Raw genomic sequence first — 7,412 nt, 5'->3', positions numbered from 1 at the left:
GGTGGGTACGGCCGGCGTGACGACCGTGACCGCGGCCCGCGCAGGGACGACCGCGACCGTGGCGGCTTCCGTGGCCGTGACGACCGCGGTGACCGGGGCGACCGTCCCCCCTTCCGGCGTGACGACCGCGACGACCGTGGTGAGCGTCGAGACGACCGGGACCGTGGTGGTTTCCGTCGTGATGACAGCCGTGGTGGTGACAGCCGTGGTGGTGGGTACGGCCGGCGTGACGACCGTGACCGCGGCCCGCGCAGGGACGACCGCGACCGTGGCGGCTTCCGTGGCCGTGACGACCGCGGTGACCGCCCCGCCTTCCGCCGTGACGACCGAGGCGACCGCCCCGCCTTCCGGCGCGACGACCGTCGGGATAACAGGCGGGACGACCGCCGTGATGACCGGCGTGTCGAGAGGCGTGACGGCGATCGCGGTGGGTTCCCCCGCCGCGATGACCGCCGCGATGACCGCCGCGATGACCGCCGTGACGACCGTGGTGGCTTCCGTCGCGACGACAACCGCGACCGTGGCTTCCGCAGCGACGACCGGGACCGTTCCAGGGACGGCGACCGCGGCTTCCGGCGTGACGACCGTGGTGGTTTCCGCGGCCGTGACGACCGCCGTGACGACCGACGCGACGAGCGGCGTGGAGACGACCGTGGGGAGCGCGGCGGATTCCGGCGCGACGACGCGGGTCGGGGCGGGCGCCCCGGCTTCCGTCGCGACGACGGCCCCCGCAGCGACCGTGGCGAATTCCGGCGTGACGACAACCGCGGCGACCGCGGTGGCTTCCGCGGACGTGACGACCGCCGTGACGACCGTGGCGGACGCGGTCCCCGGCGCGATGACCGGGGCGACCGCGGCTTCCGGCGTGACGGTGACCGGCGGGACGGCGACCGCGGTGGCTTCCGCGGTCGGGACGACCGGCGTGGTCCCGGCCGGTTCCGTGAGGAGCGGGAGCGGGACAGGGAGCCCATCAAGCGGCTGCCGATCCCCGAGGACGTCACGGGCGACGAGATCGACAAGGACGTACGGCAGGAGCTGCAGAGCCTGCCCAAGACGCTCGCGGAGGATGTCGCCAGGAACCTGGTGATGGTCGCGCGGCTCCTCGACGAGGACCCCGAGGGCGCGTACGGCTACTCCAGGGTGGCGCTGCGGCTGGCGTCGCGTGTCGCCGCCGTACGGGAGGCCGCCGGGTTCGCCGCGTACGCCAACCAGAAGTACGGCGAGGCGCTGGCCGAGTTCCGGGCCGCGAAGCGGATGACCGGGAACATCGACCTGTGGCCCGTCATGGCCGACTGCGAGCGTGGGCTCGAGCGGCCGGAGAAGGCGCTCGACATGGCCGGGGCACCCGAGGTGCACAAGCTCGACAAGGCGGGCCAGGTCGAGATGCGGCTCGTCGCGGCCGGTGCGCGGCGGGACCTGGGGCAGCTGGACGCGGCCATCGTGACGCTGCAGAGCCCGGAACTGGCCGCCAACGCCGTGCAGCCGTGGACCGCGCGCCTGCGCTACGCCTACGCCGACGCGCTGCTCGCCGCCGGACGGGAGAGCGAGGCGCGGGAGTGGTTCGCCAAGGCCGTCGAGGCCGACCGCGACGGCAGCACCGACGCCTCGGACCGGCTCGCCGAGCTCGACGGCGTGGAGTTCGTGGACGCCATGGCCGGCGACACGGACGAGGGCGAGAACGACCAGGTCCCCGCCTCGGACACGCCGAAGGCCGACGAGGTCGAGGTCGAGGACCAGGACGACGTCGACGTCGAGGTCGAGGCCCAGGGCCAGGGCCAGGTCGAGAACGACAAGGACTGACGTCCGTAGGAAAAGGGGCGGGATCCCGGCCGTGAGGCCTTGGGGTCCCGCCCCTTCGTCATGCCGGATCCGGCTTTCGCCTGTCAGAGGTCCAGCGCCCGCAGTACCAGACCCGTCGCCGGCTTCGGGCCGAACGACGTCGACTTGCGGGGCATCGTGACGCCCTGGCGGGCCAGATCGCGGACGACCTCCTCGCGGACCGGGTGCATCAGGACCGCCGTGCCGCCGTCGCGCTCCGCCTTCTCCACCGTGGCCGCCGTGTCGTGGATGTAGGCGATGTGGGCCGGGGAGTCCTCGGAGATGCGCCAGACGTGCTCGAGGAGCGTGGCGTGCAGGACCGTCGCGTCCAGGGTGCGCCAGGCGGCGGGGCGGTCGCCGGGGATCGTACGGGCCAGCAGGCCCGGGTCCGGCTGGTCGACCAGGTGGAAGGCGCCGTCGCCGGCCAGCAGGAACGCGTTGCCGGCGCAGGCCGCGTCGGCGAGCGTGTCGAGGGCCTCGGCCAGCGGGACTTCGAGACGGCGCACCCGGAAGTGACCGTCCAGGGCGGCCACGGCGTCGCCGACCGGCAGGTCGTGCAGGAGGCGGTGGATGGCGCGCACCCGCAGGGGGTAGCGGGCCGTGTCGACGAGGAGGACCAGGCCGTGGTCCCACGCGCTGGGGGAGGGGTGCTCCGTGCGGAGGCGGCGGTAGGTCGCCCAGCGGTGGTGGCCGTCGGCGATGAGGGCCTGGTGCCGCGCCAGGTCCGACTGGATCGCGGCCAGTTCGTCGGGGTCGGTGACCGACCACAGACGATGGCTGAAACCGTCCTCCGTGGTGGTGGCGAGGAGCGGGGGCCGTTCGGCGGTGCGCTCGATCAGGTCCGCCGTGGTGGTCGTCGAGTTGCCGCCCCGGTAGGTGAGCAGCAGGGGTTCGAGGTTGGCCGAGGTGGCGCGCATGAGGGCGGCGCGGTCGGCGACGACGTGCGGCATGACGTCCTCGTGCGGCAGCACCACCTGCTCGGCGGGGTCCGAGACGCGCAGGGCGCCGATGATGCCGCGTTGCAGCATGCCGTTGCCGTCCTGCTGCTCGTAGACGTAGAGGCCGGGTTCCGGGTCGGTGGTCAGGACGCCCTCGGACAGCCAGCGGCGCAGGGTGTCGGCGGCCCGTTCGTTGCGGGCGCTGGGCGTCGCGGCCTGGGGCAGGATCAGGCGGACGATGTTGTGCGGGTCGGCTGACTCGAGGTGGTGCAGGCCGTCGGGACGCACCACGACGTCGTACGGCGGGGATGTGACGGCGGCAAGGCTGCCGACCCGGTCGGGGTCGTAACGAAGGCCTCGGAACGGGGTGAGTTCCAGGCCTCGGTGCGCCGTTGCCTCCGAGTGACCTGCTGTCTTCATCAGGGCATCGTACGGCTGTCGGTGGCATGGGGGATGATCGGGGGAAAGCCGTCGAACGAGGAGCGATGCGGGATGAGCCGGAGCGTCAGGACGAGGCCCGAGGCCAGTGGGCAGGCCCTGAGCGAGGCGTACGACACGGCCCTGCTCGATCTGGACGGCGTGGTGTACGCGGGCGGGAACGCGATCGCGCACGCGGTCGAGTCGCTGGCGACGGCCCGGGAGGGCGGTATGCGCCTGGCATACGTGACGAACAACGCGCTGCGGACCCCGGACACCGTGGCCGGGCATCTGACGGAGCTGGGGATACCGACGGGTGCGGAGGACGTCATCACCTCGGCGCAGGCGGTCGCCCGGCTGATCAGTGAGCAGGTGCCGCAGGGCGCGCGCGTGCTGGTGATCGGTGGTGAGGGGCTGCGGGTCGCGCTGCGCGAGCGCGGGCTGGTGCCCGTGGAGTCGGCGGACGACGATCCGGCGGCGGTGGTGCAGGGGTTCGGTGGTCCGGATCTGCCGTGGGGCCGGTTCGCCGAGGCGTCCTACGCGGTGGCGCGCGGTGTGCCGTGGTTCGCGTCCAACACCGACCTGACGATCCCGAGCGGGCGCGGGATCGCGCCGGGCAACGGAGCCGCAGTGGAGGTCGTGCGGATCGCCACGGGCGCGGAGCCGCAGGTCGCGGGCAAGCCGCTGCCTCCCATGCACCGGGAGACCATCCTGCGCACCGGTGCGCAGCGGCCGCTGGTGGTCGGGGACCGGCTGGACACGGACATCGAGGGCGCGTTCAACGGGGAGGTCGACTCGCTGCTCGTTCTGACCGGTGTGACCGACGGCGCGCAGCTGCTGGCCGCGCCGCCGCAGCACCGGCCGACGTATGTGGACGCCGATCTGCGCGGGATGCTCGGCGGTCAGCCGGACGTCGTCGAGGCCGGCGAGGACGGGTTCCGGTGCGGCGGCTGGACGGCGACAGCCGGGGCGGACCGGCTGGAGCTCGACGGAGAGGGTGAGGCTCTGGACGGGCTGCGCGCGCTGTGTGCCGTGGCGTGGACGGCGGCCGGTGAGGGCGTGTGCGAGCTGGACGGAGGGAAGGCGCTGGCGCGGCTGGGTCTCTGAGTGCCTGTCAGTGCCTGCCGTGCCTGCCAGTGCCTGTGATGCGGCTGTGCGGTCGGGTACTCGAGGCGCCGCCGGGTAGCCGTGGGCCGAACCAGGGAGCCCCCGGGCCGGGTCGGGAATCCGAATCTTGCTCGAATGCGAGGGTAGGCTAACCTAACTGCGTGTTGGTCGAGAGTCCCCCCGAACAGCGCGCGGAGACCGCCGCCGCGCCCCCGACCCGACGGGCGGTCCGAGCCTTCGGGCTCCTGCTGTCCGTCGTACTCCTCGTGCTCGTCGCGCTGGCGAGCATCGCGATCGGAGCGAAACAGCTGTCGCTCGGGCAGGTCTGGCACGGCCTGTTCCAGGACTCGGGGACCTACGGCGACGTCGTCGTGGCCGAGCGGCTGTCGCGGACGCTGCTCGGGCTGCTCGCCGGCGCCGCTCTCGGTCTGGCCGGCGCGGTGCTGCAGGCCCTCACGCGCAACCCGCTGGCCGATCCCGGACTGCTCGGCATCAACGCGGGAGCGTCCGCCGCGGTCGTCACGGCCATCACGTACTTCGGGGTCACCTCGCTCAGCGGCTACGTCTGGTTCGCGTTCTTCGGCGCGGCCGCGGTCGGGGCGCTGGTCTGGTTTCTCGGTGGCAGCCGGGGTGCGACGCCGGTGCGCCTCGCGCTCGCCGGCACGGCCATCAGCGCCGCGCTGTACGGCTACCTCCAGGCCGTGATGATCATGGACGAGGCGGCGCTCGGCAAGATGCGCTTCTGGACGGTCGGTTCGCTGGCCTCGGCCACGAACTCGACCATCACGCAGGTCCTGCCGTTCCTGCTGGCCGGCGCGGTCCTGGCCCTCGCCCTGGCCCGGCCGCTCAACGCCATGGCCATGGGCGACGACACCGCCAAGGCCCTCGGCGCCGACCTCAACCGCACGCGGGCGCTGTCCATGCTTGCCGCGACCGTGCTGTGCGGAGCCGCGACCGCCGCCTGCGGGCCGATCGTGTTCGTCGGGCTGATGGTGCCGCACGTCGTGCGCTCCTTCACCGGACCCGACCTGCGCTGGATCCTGCCGTACGCGGCGATCCTGTCGCCCGTGCTGCTGCTCGGCGCCGATGTCGTCGGCCGGATCGTGGCCCGGCCCTCGGAACTCCAGGTGGGCATCGTCACCGCGATCCTCGGCGGACCGGTGTTCATCTGTCTCGTACGACGGCGGAGGACGGCGCAGCTGTGAAGACCACCAACCGTGCCGTGCGGACACCGGGCGGGCTCTCGATACGCCTGGACGTACGGGCCGTCACCGTCGTGCTCCTGCTGCTCGTCGCGGCGACCGCGGCGAGTGTCGTGCTCATCGGCACCGGCGACTTCCCGATCCCGGCCGTCGACGTGCTGCGGACGCTGGTCGGCGAGGGCAATCCGGGCCAGGAGTTCATCGTCAACGAGCTGCGGCTGCCGCGGGTCCTGGTCGGGCTGCTGGTCGGTGCCTCGCTGGGACTCGGGGGCGCGCTGTTCCAGGCCATCTCCCGCAATCCGCTGGGCAGTCCGGACGTCCTCGGTCTCGGGCAGGGGGCGACGGCCGGCGCCCTCGCGGTGATCGTGCTGACCTCCGGCAGCGCCAACCAGGTCGCCGTCGGGGCGCTGGCGGGCGGCTTGGTGACCGGCCTCGCCATCTACGTGCTCGCCTGGAAGCGGGGGGTGCACGGCTACCGGCTGGTCCTGGTCGGCATCGGCGTCTCCGCGATCGTCACGGCCGTCAACGGCTATCTGCTGACCAAGTCCGACATCGTGGACGCGACCCGCGCGGTCGTGTGGATGACCGGGTCCCTCGACGGCCGGGACTGGGACCAGGTGTGGCCGCTGCTCGCACTGACCGCCGTGCTGGTGCCGCTCGTCCTCGTCAACGCGCGGGGCCTGCGGATGATGGAGATGGGCGACGACGTGTCGTACGCCCTCGGGGTGCGGGTCGAGCGGGTGCGGCTGCTGCTGATGGTGGCGGCGGTGCTGCTCACCGCGTCCGCCACCGCCGCGGCCGGTCCCGTCAGTTTCGTCGCGCTCACCGCGCCGCAGCTGGCCCGGCGCCTGACCCGCTCGCCCGGGCCGAACCTGCTGCCCTCGCTGTGCATGGGCGCCACCCTGCTGGTCGTCGCCGACTGGGTCTCGCAGCGGGCCTTCGGCTCCGAGCAGCTGCCCGTGGGCGTGATCACCGGCGTGCTCGGCGGGGTCTACCTGCTGTGGCTGCTGGTCGGCGAGCGCAGGGCGGGCCGGATATGAGGGCGGGCAAGAGCGCCGAGAGCAGCACCAGCAGCGGACTGAACAACCGAAGGAGCCCCGTGAACCGCCTGTCCGCCGAGAACGTCACCCTCGCCTACGACCAGCGGGTCATCGCCGAGCAACTGTCGGTGGAGATACCCGACCAGTCCTTCACGGTGATCGTCGGCCCCAACGCCTGCGGCAAGTCGACGCTGCTGCGGGCGCTGTCGCGGATGCTCAAGCCGAGCGAGGGCCGGGTGCTGCTGGACGGGAACGTCATCCAGTCGATGCCCGCCAAGAAGGTCGCGCGGACCCTCGGCCTGCTGCCCCAGTCGTCCGTCGCGCCCGACGGCATCACGGTCGCCGACCTCGTCGGCCGCGGCCGCTATCCGCACCAGGGCATCCTGCGCCAGTGGTCGAGGGAGGACGAGCGGGTCGTCCAGGAGTCCATGCGGCAGACGGGCGTCGCCGAGCTCGGCGACCGCTACGTCGACGAACTCTCCGGCGGTCAGCGTCAGCGCGTGTGGATCGCCATGGCCCTCGCCCAGCAGACGCCGCTGCTGCTGCTCGACGAGCCGACGACGTACCTGGACATCCAGCACCAGATCGACGTCCTGGACCTGTGCGCCGAGCTGCACGAGGAGCAGGGGCGCACGCTCGTCGCCGTGCTGCACGACCTGAACCACGCCGCCCGCTACGCCACCCACCTCATCGCCCTGCGCGAGGGCCGGGTCATTGCCGAGGGCGCGCCGACGGACATCGTCACGGCCGGACTGGTCGAGGAGGTCTTCGGACTGCGCTGCCAGGTCATCGACGACCCGGAGACGGGCACACCGCTGGTCGTGCCTGCGGCCCGCAAGGCCCGGGCCGGAACCGCGGTCGGAAAGGTCGCGGCTACAGAAGCGTCCTGA

The 7,412-nt window shown here is 72.9% G+C and carries 7 protein-coding genes; 6 read left to right on the top strand and 1 reads right to left on the bottom strand.

Translation table 11 applies throughout. The features are described 5' to 3' along the window. Both HDC93_RS11065 and HDC93_RS11060 read left to right on the top strand, forming a co-directional pair. Positions 1-1,087: hypothetical protein (locus HDC93_RS11065; RefSeq protein WP_221516552.1), on the top strand; the 1,087-nt coding region annotated here is incomplete at its 5' end. Beyond that, the gene (locus HDC93_RS11060) at positions 979-1,800 is read left to right on the top strand and encodes a tetratricopeptide repeat protein (protein WP_185009682.1); all 822 of its coding nucleotides are present in this window, start codon (positions 979-981) and stop codon (positions 1,798-1,800) included. The genes HDC93_RS11065 and HDC93_RS11060, both read left to right, overlap by 109 nt. Before the next feature lie 83 nt (positions 1,801-1,883). On the opposite strand, the gene HDC93_RS11055 is transcribed toward HDC93_RS11060, so the two are convergent. Continuing rightward, on the bottom strand, positions 1,884-3,176 hold the full coding sequence (locus HDC93_RS11055; RefSeq protein WP_185009632.1) for a DUF1015 domain-containing protein: 1,293 nt from the start codon (positions 3,174-3,176) through the stop codon (positions 1,884-1,886). Positions 3,177-3,248: 72 nt separating this feature from the next. Here HDC93_RS11055 and HDC93_RS11050 point away from each other — a divergent pair, with 72 nt between their 5' ends. The 4 genes from HDC93_RS11050 to HDC93_RS11035 all read left to right on the top strand — a co-directional run bounded on the left by HDC93_RS11050 (position 3,249) and on the right by HDC93_RS11035 (position 7,412). Further along, positions 3,249-4,280: an HAD hydrolase-like protein gene (locus tag HDC93_RS11050; RefSeq protein WP_185009630.1), complete on the top strand. Its 1,032-nt coding sequence runs from the start codon at positions 3,249-3,251 to the stop codon at positions 4,278-4,280. 161 nt (positions 4,281-4,441) lie between these two features. Next, on the top strand, positions 4,442-5,485 hold the full coding sequence (locus HDC93_RS11045; RefSeq protein ID WP_185009628.1) for an iron ABC transporter permease: 1,044 nt from the start codon (positions 4,442-4,444) through the stop codon (positions 5,483-5,485). Next, the gene (locus tag HDC93_RS11040) at positions 5,482-6,522 is read left to right on the top strand and encodes an iron chelate uptake ABC transporter family permease subunit (protein ID WP_185009626.1); all 1,041 of its coding nucleotides are present in this window, start codon (positions 5,482-5,484) and stop codon (positions 6,520-6,522) included. The genes HDC93_RS11045 and HDC93_RS11040 overlap by 4 nt, the downstream gene beginning before the upstream one ends. Then, entirely contained in the window at positions 6,519-7,412 is an 894-nt protein-coding gene (locus tag HDC93_RS11035) for an ABC transporter ATP-binding protein (protein WP_185009624.1), read from the top strand. Before HDC93_RS11040 ends, HDC93_RS11035 begins: the two co-directional genes overlap by 4 nt.

It is taken from the genome of Streptomyces sp. AK010 (genome assembly GCF_014207295.1).
GTDB lineage: Bacteria > Actinomycetota > Actinomycetes > Streptomycetales > Streptomycetaceae > Streptomyces > Streptomyces massasporeus.
Note: the sequence above shows the minus strand (reverse complement) of the source record. Positions and strands in the feature narration are given on the sequence as shown.

Bases quoted from the DNA above. Each gene is read 5' to 3' on its own strand.
- HDC93_RS11055 (WP_185009632.1), bottom strand. From the start codon at position 3,176: ATGAAGACAGCAGGTCACTCGGAGGCAACGGCGCACCGAGGCCTGGAA.
- HDC93_RS11050 (WP_185009630.1), top strand. From the start codon at position 3,249: ATGAGCCGGAGCGTCAGGACGAGGCCCGAGGCCAGTGGGCAGGCCCTG.
- HDC93_RS11035 (WP_185009624.1), top strand. From the start codon at position 6,519: ATGAGGGCGGGCAAGAGCGCCGAGAGCAGCACCAGCAGCGGACTGAAC.